General features: G+C 47.9%; 20 protein-coding genes. 7 read left to right on the top strand and 13 right to left on the bottom strand.

Going from position 1 to position 19,529, the window contains the following annotated elements:
* The gene (locus AC0IXI_RS11380) at positions 1-870 is read right to left on the bottom strand and encodes a crotonase/enoyl-CoA hydratase family protein (protein ID WP_064511617.1); all 870 of its coding nucleotides are present in this window, start codon (positions 868-870) and stop codon (positions 1-3) included.
* A 220-nt stretch (positions 871-1,090) separates the two neighbouring features.
* On the opposite strand from AC0IXI_RS11380, the gene yciZ reads away from it, so the two are divergent.
* Entirely contained in the window at positions 1,091-1,273 is a 183-nt protein-coding gene (gene yciZ / locus AC0IXI_RS11375; protein ID WP_034455445.1) for a protein YciZ/DeoL, read from the top strand.
* Between the two features lie 27 nt (positions 1,274-1,300).
* On the opposite strand, the gene fsa is transcribed toward yciZ, so the two are convergent.
* Entirely contained in the window at positions 1,301-1,963 is a 663-nt protein-coding gene (gene fsa, locus AC0IXI_RS11370) for a fructose-6-phosphate aldolase (RefSeq protein WP_064511618.1), read from the bottom strand.
* Positions 1,964-2,094: 131 nt separating this feature from the next.
* On the opposite strand from fsa, the gene AC0IXI_RS11365 reads away from it, so the two are divergent.
* From AC0IXI_RS11365 to osmB, 4 genes are all read left to right on the top strand, one after another.
* Positions 2,095-2,994, top strand: coding sequence for a glycyl-radical enzyme activating protein (locus AC0IXI_RS11365; RefSeq protein WP_134182396.1), 900 nt, complete (start codon positions 2,095-2,097; stop codon positions 2,992-2,994).
* 4 nt (positions 2,995-2,998) lie between these two features.
* On the top strand, positions 2,999-5,431 hold the full coding sequence (locus AC0IXI_RS11360) for a formate C-acetyltransferase/glycerol dehydratase family glycyl radical enzyme (RefSeq protein ID WP_471682419.1): 2,433 nt from the start codon (positions 2,999-3,001) through the stop codon (positions 5,429-5,431).
* A gap of 42 nt (positions 5,432-5,473) precedes the next feature.
* A complete protein-coding gene (yciT, locus tag AC0IXI_RS11355) occupies positions 5,474-6,232 on the top strand; it encodes a DNA-binding transcriptional regulator YciT (protein ID WP_134182392.1) in 759 nt (252 codons plus the stop codon).
* 264 nt (positions 6,233-6,496) lie between these two features.
* Positions 6,497-6,715, top strand: a complete 219-nt coding sequence (osmB, locus tag AC0IXI_RS11350) for an osmotically-inducible lipoprotein OsmB (protein ID WP_064511622.1) — start codon at positions 6,497-6,499, stop codon at positions 6,713-6,715.
* A gap of 138 nt (positions 6,716-6,853) precedes the next feature.
* On the opposite strand, the gene yciH is transcribed toward osmB, so the two are convergent.
* The 5 genes from yciH to pgpB form a co-directional block, all read right to left on the bottom strand.
* Complete coding sequence (yciH, locus tag AC0IXI_RS11345) at positions 6,854-7,180, bottom strand: stress response translation initiation inhibitor YciH (protein ID WP_064511623.1); 327 nt, start codon at positions 7,178-7,180, stop codon at positions 6,854-6,856.
* Positions 7,180-7,917 carry an orotidine-5'-phosphate decarboxylase gene (gene pyrF / locus AC0IXI_RS11340; RefSeq protein WP_064511624.1) on the bottom strand — a complete coding sequence of 246 codons (738 nt, stop codon included), beginning with the start codon at positions 7,915-7,917 and terminating at the stop codon, positions 7,180-7,182. The genes yciH and pyrF overlap by 1 nt, the downstream gene beginning before the upstream one ends.
* A gap of 193 nt (positions 7,918-8,110) precedes the next feature.
* On the bottom strand, positions 8,111-9,280 hold the full coding sequence (gene lapB, locus AC0IXI_RS11335) for a lipopolysaccharide assembly protein LapB (protein WP_471682418.1): 1,170 nt from the start codon (positions 9,278-9,280) through the stop codon (positions 8,111-8,113).
* A gap of 6 nt (positions 9,281-9,286) precedes the next feature.
* On the bottom strand, positions 9,287-9,592 hold the full coding sequence (locus tag AC0IXI_RS11330; protein WP_034455436.1) for a LapA family protein: 306 nt from the start codon (positions 9,590-9,592) through the stop codon (positions 9,287-9,289).
* 142 nt (positions 9,593-9,734) lie between these two features.
* Positions 9,735-10,499: a phosphatidylglycerophosphatase B gene (gene pgpB / locus AC0IXI_RS11325; protein ID WP_064511626.1), complete on the bottom strand. Its 765-nt coding sequence runs from the start codon at positions 10,497-10,499 to the stop codon at positions 9,735-9,737.
* A gap of 208 nt (positions 10,500-10,707) precedes the next feature.
* Between pgpB and ribA the strand changes: the two genes are divergently transcribed.
* Positions 10,708-11,301 carry a GTP cyclohydrolase II gene (gene ribA / locus AC0IXI_RS11320; RefSeq protein WP_134182389.1) on the top strand — a complete coding sequence of 198 codons (594 nt, stop codon included), beginning with the start codon at positions 10,708-10,710 and terminating at the stop codon, positions 11,299-11,301.
* A gap of 35 nt (positions 11,302-11,336) precedes the next feature.
* Here the strand turns inward: ribA and acnA are convergent, their stop codons facing one another.
* From acnA to topA, 6 genes are all read right to left on the bottom strand, one after another.
* On the bottom strand, positions 11,337-14,012 hold the full coding sequence (acnA, locus tag AC0IXI_RS11315) for an aconitate hydratase AcnA (RefSeq protein WP_471682417.1): 2,676 nt from the start codon (positions 14,010-14,012) through the stop codon (positions 11,337-11,339).
* A gap of 177 nt (positions 14,013-14,189) precedes the next feature.
* A complete protein-coding gene (gene ymiC / locus AC0IXI_RS11310; RefSeq protein ID WP_279586320.1) occupies positions 14,190-14,288 on the bottom strand; it encodes a small membrane protein YmiC in 99 nt (32 codons plus the stop codon).
* Positions 14,289-14,450: 162 nt separating this feature from the next.
* A complete protein-coding gene (locus tag AC0IXI_RS11305; protein WP_166671931.1) occupies positions 14,451-14,621 on the bottom strand; it encodes a hypothetical protein in 171 nt (56 codons plus the stop codon).
* 2 nt (positions 14,622-14,623) lie between these two features.
* The gene (locus AC0IXI_RS11300) at positions 14,624-14,785 is read right to left on the bottom strand and encodes a YmiA family putative membrane protein (RefSeq protein ID WP_074388631.1); all 162 of its coding nucleotides are present in this window, start codon (positions 14,783-14,785) and stop codon (positions 14,624-14,626) included.
* Between the two features lie 318 nt (positions 14,786-15,103).
* A complete protein-coding gene (gene cysB / locus AC0IXI_RS11295) occupies positions 15,104-16,078 on the bottom strand; it encodes an HTH-type transcriptional regulator CysB (protein WP_064511628.1) in 975 nt (324 codons plus the stop codon).
* Positions 16,079-16,268: 190 nt separating this feature from the next.
* Positions 16,269-18,866 carry a type I DNA topoisomerase gene (gene topA, locus AC0IXI_RS11290; RefSeq protein ID WP_064511629.1) on the bottom strand — a complete coding sequence of 866 codons (2,598 nt, stop codon included), beginning with the start codon at positions 18,864-18,866 and terminating at the stop codon, positions 16,269-16,271.
* A 403-nt stretch (positions 18,867-19,269) separates the two neighbouring features.
* On the opposite strand from topA, the gene AC0IXI_RS11285 reads away from it, so the two are divergent.
* Positions 19,270-19,521 carry a YciN family protein gene (locus tag AC0IXI_RS11285; RefSeq protein ID WP_034455430.1) on the top strand — a complete coding sequence of 84 codons (252 nt, stop codon included), beginning with the start codon at positions 19,270-19,272 and terminating at the stop codon, positions 19,519-19,521.
* Positions 19,522-19,529 lie beyond the last annotated feature (8 nt).

The following is a 19,529-nucleotide window of genomic DNA, read 5'->3' as shown; positions in this document are numbered from 1 at the left end:
TTAACTGGCTTTACGCAAAGCTGTAGCGCTGTGACGATTTTGCATTTGCACTAACCTTTCCATATAAGCGATATCCTTAGCTTCGAGGCAAAATGCTGCATCAACCCAGTCTTCGGTGATATCCATCAACTCCGATCGAGGGAGTTGAAGTACACGCTGACGGGCACGCAACATAGCCCGTACACCATTCAGTTTAGGCTGCAATGTATCAATGAAAGTACGAGTAGCAAGATAACCCTGACCGGGTTCAAACAGTTCATCAACCAGTCCAAACTGCTGATGCCACTCAGCGGTGTGAGACTCTCCTTTATAAATCAGCTCTTCAGCAAGTTTCATTCCTGAACGGCGTGCAACCAATGAATAGGCCCCCATTCCCGGGAAGAGGTTAAAAGCAATCTCCGGGAAACCAAGACGGGCATCTCGTTGTGCCAGCACAAAATGATGTGCTAGTGCTGCTTCAAATCCCCCGCCTAATGCACTGCCCTCAACCATCGCAAGGCTAATTGCACCGCTATCAAACCCTCGTGAGGCTGCATGGACACAGTCGACACAAGCCCTGGCATATGCGCGCAATGCCTCACGACGCCCCTGCTGTATTGATTCAACAAAAAAGCCCAAATCGCCGCCGGTGTTATACATTCCCTGCACCAGAGAGCCTGTCACCCAAAAATCAACCACAAAACCCTCCTGTTGAACCAGATACCGCAGGTTCATAATTTCTTCGATTAGCTTGTGGTTGAAGCAAGGACGGGGCTGTGCTCTTAACATCATCCACACAGTGCGACGTTCCGCCTCGTAGTAACCCGACAACTGAGTGAATCGAGTAGTGTCCGTGAACAATTTGCAGGTTGGCTGGTTAATTACTGTCATTATCTTATCCTCATGTTATGAAAGCGTGTTACACGCAGGATCAGACTAATCCACTACCGCACCAGGATGAATGTATCGGAGTGTTTAATAATTATTACTTATATGTTGTTCAATAATTGATTGATGTGTAAGGGTAAAAATTCGCAATTGAGCCTTCTCTTTCCAGACCTTTTTTTGCATTATGAAGGCAACACTTTTCCGCAACTGACCAGGACGCACTATGCCTTCAGTGGACCCTCTGCAACTCGCAAAACGTATTGATACCGTGCTGGATATTCTGGTGGGGGGCGATCATGCGTCTGCTATTAACAATCTTGAAATCCTGAAAACGGAATTGCTGAACATCGCTAATGGTGAAGAGATAAAAGAAGGCGACTTGAAAAAGTCGCCCTGGGAGATTTGAATCTAACGCCGGTGAAAACCGGCGTTTTTATAGGCTCAATGAACCGAATGCGCCTTGCCAGTCTTTCTCGAAAGTTGCAATCGCAGCATTCACGGCCGGTGTCGTTAACAGTTGTTCAGTGACATCAACAGGTAGCGTAATTGCTTCACATCCTGCGAGTAAACATGACATGGCCTGATGTGGTGTACGGAAACTAGCGGCCAGCACTTTAGATTGTGGGGCGTGCAGAGTCAGCAACTGCTGTAAATCCTGCACCATTTGAATACCATCACCACCCTGCGCATCCAGGCGGTTGACGTACGGCGCAACATACTCAGCCCCAGCTAATGCGGCAAGTAATCCTTGAGCTGCACCATATACCGCAGTGCCCAACGTCGGAATGCCTATTACCTTCAACTGCTTCATCGCCGCCAGGCCTTCTACCGTGGTAGGGACTTTCACAACAAGACCCGGGACACGCTTCACTAGTAATTCAGCCTCTTTCACCATTTCGTCAGCCTGCGCGGCAATGACCTGAGCAAATAGTTTGCCTTCACCACCTAATGCATCCTGCAAGGCCGGTAGTACTTCCCACAAAGAAATCCCCGCTTTGGCAACGATGGAGGGATTGGTTGTTACGCCCTGCAACGGCAAAACACGCGCCAGGCGCTTCACTGCGGCAACGTCAGCAGTATCTAAATACAGTTCCATAAACTCTCCGGATTGGTCATCTATCTGATTCCCGACATCATAACGCCACTGTCTGTTCTTTATCTGATCAAAATCAATAAAACTTTCATTCGAAAGTAATCTAATTTACGAAAGAAGATTAAGGCGGGCTTATGCTATTTAATATCCAACGTTACTCAACACATGATGGTCCAGGGATTCGCACAGTCGTATTCCTTAAAGGCTGCTCTCTGGGATGCCGCTGGTGCCAGAACCCTGAAAGCCGTGCTCGTGGGCAGGATGTGCTGTTTGACGAGCGTCTATGCCTTGCTGGTTGCGATCTTTGTCCACAGACAGCACCACATGCAATCAGCCGTATTGATGACGTTTTGATTATCGCCCGTGAAAAGCTTACGACTGACGACATGACTACGTTGACGGATTGCTGCCCTACCCAAGCATTAAGCGTATGCGGTGAGACACAAAGTATTGATGCAATCATGCAGAAAGTGCTTCGCGACAGACCATTTTACGACCGCAGCGGTGGAGGAATTACACTTTCTGGCGGCGAACCATTCATGCAGCCTGAAATGGCTGAGCAACTGCTGCGTAAAAGCAAAGAGGCAGGAATTCATACCGCCGTTGAGTCTTGCCTCCATGTGCCGTGGAAATACATAGAACCGTCGATTAACCATCTGGATCTCCTGCTCGCCGACCTTAAGCATGTTGATGCGCAGCGCTTCAAACAATGGACCGACGGCAACGTCGAACGTGTAATGGACAACTTTCGCAAATTGGCTGCACGCAACGTAGAAATGACGATTCGCGTGCCGTTGATCCCAGATTTTAATGCCGACGAGCAATCAATTCGCGCAATCGCTGATTTTGCTGCCGATGAAATCGGTGCGAAAGCGATTCATTTTTTGCCTTACCACACCTTAGGTATCAACAAATACAAGCTCCTGAATATCCCTTATCTGGCCGCGCACCAACCCCTTGATGCGCCAGAACTGCTGCAGTTTGCTGAGCAGTACGCAAGCCAAAAAGGGATGACCGCCTGGATAAGAGGATAAACCGATGACCCAACTGAACCTGAACACCTTAAGCCAACGAATCAAAGTTCATAAAGAAGCATTGATTCATATTGTTAAGCCACCAGTTTGTACCGAGCGTGCGCAACATTACACAGCGATTTATCAACAGCACCAGGATAAACCATTACCCGTGCGCCGTGCTCTCGCACTCGTCCACCACCTTGCTGAGCGCACTATCTGGATTAAGCATGATGAATTGATCGTTGGTAACCAGGCAAGCCACGTTCGCGGGGCACCATTCTTCCCTGAGTACACCGTGGGATGGATTGAAACTGAAATTGATGAGTTGGGTGACCGCCCTGGCGCGGGTTTCTCAATTTCAGATGCTGATAAAGCGGTGATGCATGAAATTTGCCCATGGTGGCGTGGGCAAACCGTGCAGGATCGCTGCTACGGAATGTTCACCGACGAGCAAAAGGAGTTACTGGCGAGTGGCATCATTAAAGCCGAAGGAAATATGACTTCGGGCGATGCGCATCTGGCGGTCAACTTCCCACTGTTGCTGGAATTAGGCATTGATGGTTTACGTGCAAAAGTAGCCGAACGTCGTTCACGTCTACACCTGACCGACTGGGAAGATCTGCACAAAGAGCAATTCCTGAAAGCGATTGATATTACTTTCGTTGCATTAAGCGAGCATATTCTACGCTACTCGGCGCTTGCCAAAGAAATGGCGAGCACAGAATCACGTGTTACACGCCGTGATGAACTGCTCGCCATTGCTGAAAACTGCCAACTCATTGCTCATCATAAACCAACCTCATTCTGGCAAGCTTTGCAGTTGAGCTACTTCATACAGCTGGTATTGCAGATAGAATCTAATGGCCACTCCGTATCTTTTGGCCGCCTCGATCAGTTCCTCTATCCATGGTATCGCCGTGATGTCGAACTTGAGCAAAGTTTAGGTCGCGACCAGGCTATCGAACTCCTGCAAAGCTGTTGGTTGAAATTATTGGAAGTGAACAAAATCCGCTCTGGTTCTCACTCCAAAGCCTCTGCCGGCAGCCCTCTTTATCAAAACGTCACCATTGGTGGCCAGACACTGGTTAATGGTGAAGCTGTAGATGCGGTGAATCCACTTTCATACGCCATCCTTGAATCATGTGGGCAGTTACGCTCAACACAGCCGAACTTGAGTGTGCGTTACCATGCTGGAATGAGTAATGACTTCCTTGATGCTTGCGTTCAGGTGATTCGCTGTGGTTTCGGGATGCCTGCATTTAACAACGATGAAATCGTGATTGAGGAGTTTATTAAACTCGGTGTCAGTCGTGAAGATGCATACGACTACGCAGCGATTGGTTGTATTGAAACAGCTGTCGGCGGCAAATGGGGATACCGTTGCACAGGCATGAGTTTCATTAACTTTGCTCGTGTCATGCTGGCTGCACTCGAACATGGTCGTGATGCTACCAGCGGTAAAGTTTTCCTGCCGCAAGAACATGCACTCTCAGCCGGAAACTTCAGCCAGTTTGATCAGGTGATGAATGCGTGGGATGCTCAAATCCGCTATTACACCCAGAAATCCATAGAAATTGAGTGTGTTGTGGATACGGTTCTGGAAGAAAATGCTCACGACATTCTGTGCTCAGCCCTAGTGGATGACTGCATTGAGCGTGGTAAAAGTATTAAACAAGGCGGCGCAAAATATGACTGGGTTTCTGGCCTGCAAGTTGGTATTGCCAACCTTGGAAACAGCCTTGCAGCAGTGAAAAAATTGGTGTTCGAGCAAGGAGTGATTGGTCAACAACAGCTTGCTGAAGCACTGGCCAATGACTTTGAGGGTTTGACTGGTGAACAGCTACGCCAGCGCCTGATTAATGGCGCCCCAAAATATGGCAACGATGAAGATGAAGTCGATTTACTATTAGCTCGAGCTTACCAAACCTATATTGACGAGCTGAAGCAGTATCACAATACTCGTTTTGGCCGTGGCCCTATCGGCGGAACTTACTACGCGGGTACTTCATCTATATCTGCGAACGTACCATTTGGTGCCGCAACAATGGCAACCCCGGATGGACGTAAAGCAACGACGCCACTGGCAGAAGGTGCAAGCCCGGCCTCAGGCACCGACCGTCTTGGCCCAACCGCAGTTATCAGCTCCGTTGGCAAATTGCCAACCAGTAAGATTTTGGGTGGCGTGTTGCTTAACCAGAAGCTGAATCCGGCAACATTAGATAACCCACGTGACCGTGAAAAATTGATGCTTATGTTGCGTACTTTCTTTGAAGCGCATAAAGGCTGGCATGTTCAATACAACATTGTTTCCCGTGAAACACTGATTGATGCCAAACAACATCCTGATAAGTATCGCGACCTGGTGGTGCGCGTAGCAGGTTATTCTGCTTTCTTTACTGCCTTATCTCCAGACGCGCAGGATGATATTATAGCCCGCACAGAACATACACTTTGATAATCCGGCGGTGCATTAAGCACCGCCTCAAAATTGGCTGACATGAACTCCAGACAACAAATTATTTTACAGATGGTGATAGATCAAGGCCGCATGAGTGTGGCCGATCTCGCTAAAAAAACCGGTGTCTCAGAAGTCACTATTCGCCAGGATCTCAATCTTCTGGAGAAGAAAAGTTATCTGAAACGTGCTCACGGTTATGCCGTTCCGCTAGATAGTGAAGATGTCGAAACCCGAATGATGAACAATTATTCGTTGAAGCGTCATCTTGCTGATTTTGCCGCAACATTGGTAAACGACGGTGAAACGATTTTTATCGAAAATGGCAGTTGCAATGCACTGCTGGCTCGCGCGTTAGCCGAGCAGAAAAAAATAACTCTGATTACCGTCAGTAGCTACATTGCGCATCTTTTGAAAGATACCGATTGTGAAGTTGTGTTGCTTGGTGGCATTTACCAGAAGAAGAGTGAAAGCATGGTTGGCCCTCTGACGCGCCAATTTATCCAGCAAGTCCATTTCAGCAAAGCATTTATCGGTATTGACGGTTTTTTACCAGAAACCGGATTTACCAGCCGCGACATGATGCGCGCTGATGTGGTTAATACTGTGCTGGAAAAAGGTAGTGAAACCATTGTACTGACTGACAGTTCTAAGTTTGGTGCGATGCATCCCTACACTCTCGGCCCGCTCTCACACATTAACCGCGTCATTACAGACGATGCGCTTAGCGGAGTTGCTAGCCAACAATTGCAGGATACGGGGATACAGGTCAATATTGTTAAACAATTTCCGATCGCCTGAGAACCTTTTTAGCTGCCTGCGGCCCAGTAGGCAGCTCTCTTATCAGAATTATCCTGCCTATCCTTTAAGATTATTTACCTATTGTTATTTCCAATACAAATTAGAATATTTATCAGCGATATAACAGGAAGTGATAATCACCGTAGTTATCTTTTAGGTCTTATATCGTTATGCAGTTTCGCGGAACGCTCTATAAGTTGGTTTATTGCCACTATACTTAACTAGAGACTATTTCCGTGAATCAATAATTCAGGAGAAAGTATTATGACCTTAAATAACAAAAAAATTGCTGCCGTTGTGCTGGCTTTAACCGTTGCTACCTCTCTGAGCGCCTGCTCAAACTGGTCCAAACGTGACCGTAACACCGCGATTGGTGCAGGTGCCGGTGCTGTTGGTGGTGCTGTCTTGACTGACGGTAGTGCACTTGGCACATTAGGTGGTGCAGCTGTAGGTGGTATTATCGGTCATCAAGTAAGTAAATAAAGCTTGATACCAGCAAAAGCGTAAATGCTTTTACACATTATAAAATCTTTAATATTCAGGTCTGACTTTCAGCAGTCATAATAAAAGGCCACGGTATATTTACCGTGGCCTGATTGTTTCTATTATATCTTAAACGAATCAACCACCTGCTAATTTTACTTTCATACCTTTTGCTTCAAGCAGAGATTTAATCAGGTCACGTTTATCACCCTGAATCTCAATAACGCCATCTTTTAGTGAACCACCACAACCACATTTTTTCTTCAGTTCGGCGGCGAGCGTTGCTAATTGCGCGTCATCCGCATCGATACCGGTAATCAAACAAACACCTTTGCCTTTACGGCCACTGGTTTGTCGTTGAATCCGCACCACACCATCACCTTTTGGGCGAACGGGTGCCGACGCAGGCTCATCAATGCGACCTGTTTCAGTTGAGTAAACTAAACGGCTGTTATCGTCTTTCATCATTCACCTTGCAGCAATGAAGCGCGGATATCACGCAGCGTCTGAGAAGGATTTGCAGATTGGGTGATCGGACGCCCAATTACCATGAAGTCTACACCCGCCGTTTGTGCTTGCTGCGGAGTCATGATGCGGCGCTGATCGCCTGCATCGCTTCCAACCGGGCGAATGCCAGGTGTAACGAGCTTAAATGATTGGCCCAATTCGCTCTTGAAACGCACAGCTTCCTGAGCAGAACAAACCACACCATCTAAACCACAATTTTGTGTCAAACGAGCCAGGCGCTCAGCGTGTTCAGCTGGAGTGGCAGCAATGCCGAGATCGACCAGATCGCTTGCTTCCATGCTGGTAAGGACAGTAACGGCAATCAGTAATGGTGCATCGTTGCCAAATGGCAGCAAAGCTTCACGTGCAGCCGTCATCATACGAGCCCCACCGCTGGCATGAACGTTCACCATCCAGACACCAAGTTCTGCCGCAGCGGCAACTGCATGTGCCGTCGTATTCGGAATATCGTGAAATTTCAGATCAAGGAATACGTCAAAGCCACGTACCTGAATATCTCGCACCAATTGCGGTCCAAACAAAGTAAACATCTCTTTGCCCACTTTTAGACGGCAATCACGCGGGTCGATGCGATCGATGAATGCTAAGGCTTTATCACGATTATCGTAATCAAGTGCGACAACAATAGGAGAATCGGTGGCAACAAGGGAGGAGGATGATGCAGTTGAATTCATGACTAAACCTTCTGATGTTGGACAGCACTGCGCCGCATAGAGATAAACGGCAAGCATTCTACTCGTGGCACACGCAAAATTACAGTTGCCATTACACCCTGCCAGGCATGATTGACTCGATGCTGAGGTGTGTTTTACAGAAAAGATCATTAGTATGTTGTAACTAAAATATCTCTTTTTTTATAAATACCTGTTATTGCCCATCCAGGCCTCGGATAGGTTTAATCGTTGACCATGCCCGGCAAGAAGGACAATGCCAATAGAGCGTAAAAGCCGTGAAGCCACATTTCTGACAACGATAGCGCGGTTTAGTGCGAACCTGTTCACCAACCATGTCACGAAGCACCATCAGGCTCTCTTTCGCACGCCCTTCTTCTGCTTCCTGCAAGTGGTAATCCATCAGACGATGGAACACACGCATAGTAGGATGACGCTGGAGCTGTCGGTTGATATAAACTTGCGCGACTTCAGACCCCTCTTTATGTTCGAGAATCTCAGCCAGCATCAACTCTGCACCTGCTCCGGTGTTTTCTTCAACACAGCGTTTTAAGAACGCTTCCCACTCTTGCGGTTTATTTAATTGCTGATAGCAGGTCTGTAGCATTTCCAGCGTTTCGCTGACTAATTCGCTATCTTGATCAATAACGCGCTGCAATATCTCAACGGCTTTTGCATATTCGTTACGAGCCATGAAGATGCGACCCATCATGATAGATATGCGCGCGCAATTTTTATCGGCAGCAGCCCCTTTCTTAAGCAGAGACATGGCTCGATCAAGATCATCGCTCCCCATCAATTGCACCGCTTGCTCACAATAGAAGTGGGCAATTTCTGTACGCTGCTTATCTTTCCCGAGCTTGACCAAACGTTCTGCTACTTCAATGGCTTTTTGCCAGTCGCTGGTTGCCTGGTGAATCAGCAACAATTGTTGCAACGCGCCGATTCGGAAATCAGTTTCATCGATCAACTGGGCAAACATATCTTCAGCGCGGTCGTACAATCCCGCAGCCATATAATCACGGCCCAACTGCTGCACGGCCAGCAAGCGCTGTTCGTAGGTTAGTGAAGCACTTTCCATTAAAGACTGGTGGATACGGATAGCGCGGTCGACCTCACCACGAGAGCGGAACAGGTTACCAAGCGTGAGATGGGCTTCAACTGTATTCGTATCTTCCTTGAGCATATCGAGGAAAAGATCCACAGCTTTATCTTGCTGGTTTGACAGCAAAAAGTTAACCCCCGCCACGTAGTCACGCGACAGGCGATTAGCCTCTTGTTGTTTATCTTGTTGTGCGCTTCTTCGCCCCATATACCAGCCGTAGGCGGCAGCGATAGGGAGTAGCAGAAACAACAATTCCAGCATGGCAGGTTATTCCTTCACAGCCGGTACAACAGCCGCAGTAACATCAGAATCTGTAGTAATTTGCTGCTCCAGGCGTTTAATTTTACGATCGGCGCGCGCAAGTGATACCCGCAGGCGCAACCAGAACAGGCCACAAATCAGCCAGCCCAGTAAAAAACCAGCAGCAAAAAGAGTCGCCAACAAAGTGGAGACGCGGTATTCGCCTTGTGCCAACAGATAGTTGAAATTGACTACCTGATCGTTTTGCGCGCCCAGAGTGACAGAAATCACAAAAATCGCTAGCACCAGTAAGAAAATGAATAAGTATTTCACATTACTTCCCGTCATGTGGTCTTACGCGACTAAATTATGCCCGAATGCTTTTACCCAACGGTATAAACTACCATTTCCCGGGTGTTCGGGGAATCCATAGAGAGCGTCCAATTCATAAGAAATGGGGATTAAATCAATAATCTCAAGGCTCATCATCCCGTTCGGCTATTTCATCAGCTTCTTGCGGCGGCGGTGAAAGCGGGCCGCATAATTTTTGTGCAAGCCAGGTTGCCAATGTTATCAACGCCCAGGAGATGATTGTGGCTACCACTAAATCCCGTGGCCAATGCATCCCGAGAAGCAACCGGCTGCCCATTACACCTGTTGCCCAAACTAACAGCAAAGCAATTGTCAAAGTTCGCCTGCGAGGCCACAGCAGTCCAACACCCAATAAGGCCCAACTTGCCGCAAACATCGTGTGCCCTGACGGAAATGCAAAACCGGTCTCTTTTTGCCAGTGTTTACGTAACCAACCTGGTACTTCCTGTTGCGTTTCCAGCTGGCTTTTTACCAGTTCGCTACGCTGCTTACGCTTTAAATTGTAGAACTCATCAGTTGGAATATGTTGCGTCTTTTCCAGCCATACAACAAACGGACGCGGTTCCTGCACTTTATCTTTGATGACAGATTTTACGCCCTGCCCAATAAGGATAGCCGCACCGAGTATGGCAAATAGCATTAGAGCTGCTTTTAAGCGAAACCTCAGGCACCACAAAAACCAACCGCACAACACAACATGAGTAATAATGCCCCAGGGCTGGGTTACAGTTTCGGTCACCCAATACATCATTTTAAGCCAGACACTATTTCCTCCCGGAACCCACTGCCACCCCGAAATCCATACGGCTAAAGGCATGATTAACAGTATTCCAGCACCAATTGTCGTTCGCTTTGCTATTGCCCGCATCACTTATCCTTATGCAATTTGAACATTAAGAATACCTGAAAAAGCGCACCGATGGGAAAACGTAGCGTAACGCAAAGCGTAAAAATAGGAGCCGTGGCAGTCAATTAGGTGAAGTACCCGCCGTTGTGGCAAAATAGCCAGAAGTAATTAAACAAGCCAGACAGCTGGCAGGCACGATGAGTGCCAACATAAGTACCTGGAGAATCACATGCAGCTTAAACGTGTGGCAGAAGCCAAACTGCCAACCCCATGGGGCGATTTCCTGATGGTGGGCTTTGAAGAACTGGCAACTGGACAAGACCACGTTGCTCTGGTTTTTGGTGATATTAGCGGGAATGATTCTGTTCTGGCGCGAGTGCATTCTGAGTGTCTGACGGGGGATGCCCTATTCAGCCTGCGCTGTGATTGCGGTTTCCAGCTTGAAGCAGCTCTTTCCCAGATTGCAGAAGAAGGCCGCGGTATTTTGTTATATCACCGTCAAGAAGGTCGTAACATTGGTCTGCTTAATAAAATCCGCGCCTATGCATTGCAGGATAAAGGCTACGATACGGTCGAAGCCAACCATCAACTCGGCTTTGCCGCCGATGAACGTGACTTCACGCTGTGTGCTGACATGTTTAAGCTATTAAGTGTCGACGCGGTACGCTTGTTGACCAACAACCCACGTAAGGTAGAAATTCTCAGTGAAGCGGGGATTAATATCATTGAACGTGTGCCATTGATCGTGGGCCGTAATCCGAAAAACGCGCATTACCTGGATACTAAGGCCGCTAAAATGGGCCATTTGCTGTCCGAAGATTAAGAGATTTCTCCCCCATCGCTGGGGGAGATTTTTGTCTAATTTAGCATGTTGCGAATAACGTAATGCAGGATGCCATCATTTTTGAAGTATGTCAGTTCATTGCCGGTATCAATACGGCAGCGGCACTCCACCACCTCTTGTCTACCATCGGCGAAGGTTAATTTCACCGGAACCGTAGCGCCTGGCGTCAGATCATTGAGCCCACTGATATCAATAAACTCCTCCCCCGTCAGACCTAACGTTTTACGCGTCACTCCCTGCGGGAACTCCAGTGGTAAAATACCCATGCCAATCAAGTTTGAACGGTGGATACGCTCAAATGACTCAGAGATAACCACTCGTACCCCAAGCAAACGCGGGCCTTTTGCCGCCCAGTCTCGGCTGGAACCGGAGCCATACTCTTTACCGGCAAATACCGCAAGCGGAATGCCTTTGTCGCGATATTTCATTGCAGCGTCATAAATTGAGATGACTTCGTCGCCAGGAAGCAAACGCGTCATTCCCCCTTCAACACCCGGCACCATTTCGTTACGGATGCGAATGTTGGCGAAAGTCCCACGCATCATCACTTCGTGGTTACCCCTACGCGATCCATAGGAGTTAAAATCTTTGCGCTCAACACCATGGTTTTGTAGGTAACGCCCTGCCGGACTATCAGGCTTAATACTCCCGGCCGGTGAGATGTGATCAGTAGTTACTGAATCCCCCAGCATGGCCAGCACGCGGGCACCATGAATGTCCTGCAATGGTTTCGGCGTAGCTTCCATTTCATCAAAGAATGGCGACAGACGAATATAAGTAGAATCACTCTGCCAGCCATAGGTATCTGAATGGTCTACCTCGATACTTTGCCACTCAGGCGTTCCCTCAAAGACTTCAGCGTACTCTTTGTGGAACATTTCCGTTGAGACCTGCGCGACTGCACGGGCAATTTCCTGGCTGCTCGGCCAAATATCTTTGAGGTAAACAGGATCACCTTTGCGGTCATGCCCAAGTGGATCGGTGGTCAAATTAACGTTCATATTCCCGGCAAGCGCATAAGCAACCACTAGCGGTGGCGATGCCAGCCAGTTAGTTTTCACCAGCGGGTGAATACGACCTTCGAAGTTACGGTTTCCTGACAACACGGCACCAACGGTCAGATCACCCTTCTTAATTGCCTGTTCGATGGGATCCGGCAACGGCCCGGAGTTACCAATACAGGTGGTGCAGCCATAACCTACCAGGTTAAAACCTAGCTCATCGAGATAAGGAGTAAGTTTTGCCTTCGCAAGATAATCCGAAACAACTTTAGAGCCTGGTGCCAGTGAAGCTTTTACCCACGGCTGACGTTTTAAACCTAAAGTCACGGCTTTTTTAGCCAGCAAGCCCGCCGCCATCAGGACACTTGGGTTTGAAGTGTTAGTACAAGACGTAATGGCCGAAATAACCACCGCCCCATCTGGCAACTGATAGCTCTTCCCGCCCATGGTGTAATCCACGGGTGCGCGATCTTTATGGCTGCTATTTACTTCAAGCTCATTACTAGCGCTAAAGGCTTTTGGCACATCACCCAACGCAACACGATCCTGTGGGCGTTTCGGCCCGGCAAGGCTTGCTTCAACCTCATTCATATCCAGTGACAGTGTGCTGGTAAATACAGGCTCATCGCCCGTATTACGCCACATCCCCTGAACCTTCGCATAGGCTTCCACCAATGCGATTTGTTCTTCACTACGCCCGCTCAGGCGCATGTAATCCAGCGTGACGGTATCAATCGGGAAGAATCCGCAGGTTGCACCATATTCTGGTGCCATATTGGCGATGGTTGCGCGGTCGGCCAGTGGCAATGAGTCCAGGCCATCGCCATAGAATTCAACGAATTTACCAACCACACCGTGTTTACGTAGCATTTGCGTGACGGTAAGTACGAGGTCGGTCGCAGTAATGCCCTCCCGCAATTTGCCGTTAAGTTTAAAGCCTACAACATCCGGGATGAGCATCGAAACAGGTTGTCCAAGCATGGCAGCTTCGGCTTCTATACCGCCTACCCCCCAGCCCAGAACACCAAGGCCGTTGATCATCGTGGTGTGCGAATCGGTGCCCACCAGCGTGTCTGGATAAGCTACCAGCTCATCACCCTGCATTTCGCTCCATACTGCTTTGCCAAGATATTCCAGGTTGACCTGGTGGCAGATTCCAGTACCCGGCGGTACCACACTAAACCGACTAAATGCTTGTTGGCCCCAGCGCAGGAAAACATATCGCTCATGGTTACGTTCCATTTCCAGGCGAACGTTTTCTTCAAAAGCATCGTCATTACCGAAATGATCGACAGTCACGGAGTGGTCAATAACAAGGTCAACAGGGGAAAGTGGATTAACTTTGGCAACATCTCCGCCCAGACGTTTTACGGCTTCACGCATGGCGGCTAAATCAACCACTGCCGGTACGCCAGTAAAATCCTGCATCAGAACACGCGCCGGGCGATAAGCAATTTCACGATCGGCATGAGCATTCTTCAGCCAGGCGGCCAGGGCATGAATATCATCTTGAGTGACGGAGTTTTCATCCTGCCAGCGCAGCAGGTTTTCAAGCAGAACTTTCAATGACTTGGGTAAACGAGTGATATCCCCAAGTTCCTTTGCGGCCAGCGGCAAGCTGTAATAGTGATAGGTTTTATTCAGCGCCTGTAAAGTATCCTTACTGGCCTCTCGTAGGGTTAACGACATAGCTCCTCCGTAAATTTCTTAGGATAGCGGTATCCCTGACTAAGATCAGGGACAGTATTAAAGATAACACAAAGATGTCGTAACGATTTGATAACAACCCAAATTGATAAATCAGGTTGTGTAAACACAGATGGGGGATTTGATTACACCCCGGAGATGGCCGGGGTGTTGGAATAATTAGTGAGTCAGCATCCAGACCATGTGGGCCCAAAATGCAAACGAAACGGAAAATACGCTAAGCCATGACCAATATTTGGCACTACAGTGAGTATCCATAATCCACTCTCTTTATTTTTGGTAAACACTATGACTGAATAATTAATCAGTCTGTTTGAATATTGCTGTGTGTAGTGATTACTTAAAGAGTGAGGTGTTAATCACATATAATAAAAAAGTGTGATTGACCGCAAGTTAAATAAAGGTAAATAAAAATAACTCTTATTGTTCTATATGTTCGTCTGCTGAAAACAGATCGATAAATTCTTTTTGTTCTTGAGTCAACTGCCACGACGCAGGAACCTGTACTTCTCCAGATTTTGCTTCTTGCTGAGACTTGTCATCTTGCTGAAGTACACTTTTTTGCACTTGTGTTTGAGCAAGGGCTGTCATAATTACCCCCAAAAATGCCAGGCTGCCAACGCTACCACAAGCCAGAACAGACCTGATACGAGAAACACCGCCATCCAGGCTTTACGTTTAAGCCCTGTTTCCTTTTGCGGTTCTTCACTTCCTGAAGGCATTGCTAACCTCATACAATCGGCACCACTTATCATAATTCATTAAACAATCGGTATAATTAATCGCCAGCTGGGATTAATCCTAAAGAAACTCTAGTACAAAAGCCAGCGAAATTGCTTTCCAGATACAGGAAAATATTTAATCTTTTGACCTGAAATAAATAATTGAAACAGTAAATTTGCGCAGAGGTTATTTATTATCTACGTTTGTCTCTTAATTGAGACACATTAACCATTCATATGGTGTGGGCAATTAGCGATTTAAGAAGGGAATAAATACGGAGAGAGGTAAATCATATTCTTTATGCAAATGAGAAGAGGTATCTTTCGCGCATGGAAAGATACCTCGCGATATTATTTTGCTGGTAGTTTAATATCTTTAAACATCGCTTCAATATCTTCGTTAGATTTTAATGCTACAGCGGTATCAACCACATCACGAGTCAGATGCGGGGCAAAACGCTGAATGAAATCATACATGTAACTGCGCAAGAACGTGCTGCGGCGGAAACCAATTTTCGTCGTGCTGTGGCTGAACACGCCTTGTGCTTCAATACGCACCAAATCAGGGTCTGACACCGGGTCCACCGCCATGCTGGCAATAACCCCTACCCCTAATCCCAGGCGCACGTAAGTTTTAATCACATCAGCATCAGTTGCTGTGAACACGATACGTGGTGTTAGTCCTGCACGATTAAATGCCGTATCTAATTCAGAACGCCCGGTGAAGCCAAAGGTGTAGGTAACCAGCGGATATTGCGCCAGCTCTTCAATAGAGACAGACTCTTTTGATGCTAGCGGGTGATCCGGCGTGACAACAATCGAACGGTTCCAGTGATAGCACGGAAGCATCACGAGATCGTCGTAAAGGTGCAACGCTTCGGTCGCTATCGCAAAATCGGCATTGCCTTTAGAAACTGCTTCTGCAATTTGTGTTGGTGAACCCTGGTGCATATGCAGCGAGACACGAGGGTAGCGCTCAATAAACCCTTTAATCACATTTGGCAGCGCGTAGCGAGCCTGTGTATGGGTTGTAGCGACATAGAGCGAACCTTTGTCCGGCCAGGTGTGCTCACCGGCGACAGACTTTATAGCATCCACTTTTGAGAGCACTTCGCGGGCAATTCGAATAATCTCTTGCCCAGCAGGAGTCACCTGAGTCAGGTGCTTGCCGCTACGTGCAAAGATCTGAATCCCCAGTTCATCTTCCAACATACGAACTTGTTTACTGATCCCCGGCTGAGAAGTGTAAAGCCCTTCTGCCGTCGACGAGACGTTGAGGTTGTGATTTACCACCTCTACGATATAACGAAGTTGCTGTAGTTTCATGGCGTTCCATCCGCAGTAAAAGCAGCCCCGGTATGAACAACGGCGGGGATCAGACGAGGTGAAAATCTCTGAAACCACTATATCAGTTATACCATCTATGTATAGTTAGAAAGAAAAAATAATAATCAGGTTATATAAGAGGATATAAAAAAGCCGGAGCAATAGCCCCGGCTTTTCACATTAAAGGCGGTTACTTCTTGCCTTCAACCCATTTACCATCCACAAAGAATGCTGACCAACCCGTCGCTTTACCTTCTTTCTCGGAAGAGACGTACTGCTGTTTAGTCTTACGGCTAAAGCGAACAACCGCTTTGTTACCGTCCGCATCTTGTTGCGGAGCATCAGCCAGATAACGCAGTTTTTCTGGCAGACGGTCACGGAAGCGATACAGTTCTTCCACTAATGGCGCACGTGTTTCACGCGATTTAGGGAACGTGTTTGCCGCAAGGAAAACACCCGCCGCGCCATCACGCAGGACGAAATACGCATCTGACTTCTCGCAAGGAAGCTCAGGCAACGGAACAGGATCTTCCTTCGGAGGAGCCACTTCGCCGTTACGCAGGATCTTGCGGGTATTTTTACAATCGTCGTTAGTACAAGCCATGTACTTACCGAAACGGCCCATTTTCAGGTGCATTTCAGAACCACATTTCTCACACTCAACGATTGGGCCGTCATAACCCTTGATGCGGAATTCACCCTCTTCGATTTCGTAACCATCACACGTTGGGTTATTACCACAAACGTGCAGTTTACGTTTTGGATCGATGAGGTAGCTGTCCATCGCCGTGCCACATTTGGTACAACGACGTTTCGCACGCAGCGCGTTAGTTTCCGCGTCATCGCCTTCGAGCACATTGAGGACTTCGTTTTCCGGCACCAGGTTAATGGTGGTTTTGCAGCGCTCTTTAACAGGCAAAGCGTAACCAGAACAACCGAGGAATACACCAGTACTTGCAGTACGAATTCCCATTTCACGGCCACAAGTTGGGCAATCGATGCTGGTCAGTACCATCTGGTTTGGACGCATACCGCCTTCTTCCGGATCCAGCTCAGCTTTACCAAGCTGCTCACTGAAATCGCTAAAGAAGTTGTCCAGCACCCCTTTCCACTCGGCCTGATTATTGGCCACCTGGTCAAGGCTGCTTTCCATTTGCGCGGTGAAATCGTAGTTCATCAGCTCACGGAAGTTTTCTTCCAGGCGATCAGTAACAATTTCGCCCATTTTTTCAGCATAGAAACGGCGATTTTCTACACGCACATAACCACGATCCTGGATGGTGGAAATGATCGATGCGTACGTAGACGGGCGACCAATTCCACGTTTCTCCAACTCTTTAACCAACGAGGCTTCACTAAAACGAGCCGGTGGTTTAGTAAAGTGCTGACCTGGAATGATTTCAACCAGAGCGAGTTCATCACCCTGCTCTACAGCTGGCAATGTACGGTCTTCATCACCCTTACGCAGCGCAGGCATCACTTTCGTCCAGCCATCAAAACGCAGCGTACGGCCACGCGTTTTCAGACGGAAATCACCGGCTTGTACCGTTAAGGTGGTGGAATCGTACTGCGCAGGTGTCATCTGACACGCGACAAACTGGCGCCAGATCAACTGGTAAAGTTTCTGCGCATCAGCTTCCATGTCTTTGAGCGACTCGGCAACAACACTCACATCAGAAGGACGAATCGCTTCGTGCGCTTCTTGAGAGTTTTCTTTGCTGGAGTAATGATTCGCGGCTTCTGGAAGATATTTCTTACCGAAACTCTCTTCGATATAACCACGTACCATGCTCACCGCATCCTGGCTCAAGTTAGTTGAGTCAGTACGCATGTAAGTAATATGGCCCGCTTCATAAAGACGCTGTGCCATCATCATGGTTTTCTTCACGCCAAAACCAAGACGGGTACTTGCAGCTTGCTGCAAAGTGGAGGTGATGAAAGGCGCACCTGGCTTGCTGCTGGTTGGCTTATCTTCACGCTCAAGCACCGAATAACTGGCTTTTTCCAGCTCGCTAACCGCAGACATGGTCTGCTCACGGTTAACCGGGCGGAATGGCTTGTCTTTATGGTGACTGACCTGAACAGGCAGACTATCGCCTTTCGGCGTCGTCAGGTTCGCGTCAACTTCCCAATATTCTTCCGGCACAAACGCTTTAATTTCGCGTTCGCGGTCAACAACCAGACGCACAGCAACAGACTGTACACGACCGGCAGACAAACCACGGGCAATCTTCTTCCACAGCAGCGGAGACACCATGTAGCCCACAACGCGGTCCATAAAGCGACGCGCTTGCTGTGCGTTAACACGGTCAATATTCAATTCACCCGGCTTTTCGAAGGCCTGTTGAATTGCATTTTTTGTGATCTCGTTAAATACAACGCGGCTGTAACGCGTTTCATCACCACCAATAACTTCCCGCAGGTGCCACGCAATGGCTTCCCCTTCGCGGTCAAGGTCGGTTGCGAGATAGATATGGTCTGCTTTCTCAGCCAGTGATTTCAGTTCCGAAACCACTTTTTCCTTACCAGGCAGCACTTCGTACTGTGCTTCCCAGTTGTGCCATGGATCGACACCCATACGATTTACGAGCGCGCCGCGTTCATCCTTTTTGACCTTTTTGGTCCCTTTGGTGGAGGCGGAGTCAGCGCTCTTCTTGGTGGTTGATCCACTGGTCGGCAAATCACGGATATGACCGACGCTGGACTTAACCACGTAGTCATTCCCGAGATATTTGTTGATCGTTTTGGCTTTTGCCGGGGACTCAACGATGACGAGAGCTTTACCCATATTCACCTTTACCTAATGTAATTCTTCCAGGAGACGTCGCACGCTAGTTGCACCTTCCACTGGCGACGCGCTTTTCTATATTGCGACAGCGTCAATGGATATCAACTCTTTTTTCATCACCGGCCAGATTAAGCGAACATTCGCAGGTGATTGAGATAACGAGTCTTTCGCATCGGTGACATAGCACGACGGAACTTTGGTTGAATGTCAAGCAATTCCGTTGCCAGATTTGCGAAAGCGTCACACTCTACCTGATAAAATGAGTTACGCAACTTTATTAGCATGCAGCTCCGATTCCTGCCAGCACACCAAACTGATTAAATCACCTTAGGTTTACTCAGGAGATATTGCCCTTTGCAGTATAGCGGAAGTACACTACTGCCAGTTTTTAAAGGAGGAAATCATGAAACCGACCACTCAACCTATCGATAAACAGTCGCTAATTATTGAAGCCAACAAAGTTATCCGTGCCCATGAAGATTTCATGCATGGAATGGAAGCAACTGACGTCGAACAAAAAAACGGGGTGCTGGTATTCAAAGGTGAATACTTCCTTGATGAGCAAGGCTTACCTACCGGCAAAAGCACCGCCGTATTTAATATGTTTAAACATCTTGCACATGTATTTGCTGAAAAATATCACCTGCAAGACTAAACAAAAAA

Source organism: Buttiauxella sp. AC038 (genome assembly GCF_979253565.1).
The sequence above is the reverse complement of the archived record's forward strand: the minus strand, read 5'-3'. Positions and strand labels throughout refer to the sequence as shown.